This is a genomic window from Lacisediminihabitans profunda (assembly GCF_008040105.1).
GTDB classification, from domain to species: Bacteria; Actinomycetota; Actinomycetes; order Actinomycetales; family Microbacteriaceae; genus Lacisediminihabitans; species Lacisediminihabitans profunda.
The window spans coordinates 1-301 of sequence record NZ_VRMG01000060.1; the positions used below are offsets into that span (position 1 = coordinate 1).

Here is a 301-nt window from a genome sequence, read left to right on the forward strand (position 1 = left end):
CGGCACTGTCTCCCACGTGATGAATCGCCCCGAGAAGGTCTCGGCCGCCGTCTCCGCGCGGGTTCAGGCGGCCATAAATCAGCTCGGTTTCGTTCGTAACGATGCCGCGCGGCAGCTGCGGGCGGGTCACAGCTCCACCATCGGGCTCGTCGTGCTCGACGTGCGCAACCCCTTCTTCACCGACGTGGCCCGCGGAGCGGAAGAACGGGCGGCCAGAGATGGCCTTTCGGGGATCCTCGGCAAAAGCGACGAAAAGTCGGACCGGGAGGCGACTTCCCCCGGCTCGTCCTGTGATGAGCGG

General features: G+C 66.8%; 1 protein-coding gene. It reads left to right on the plus strand.

What is annotated here, in order from left to right; all coding sequences use genetic code 11:
- Positions 1-301 (plus strand): LacI family DNA-binding transcriptional regulator (locus FVP33_RS19050; RefSeq protein WP_147785261.1); only part of this gene is annotated, 301 nt, incomplete at both ends.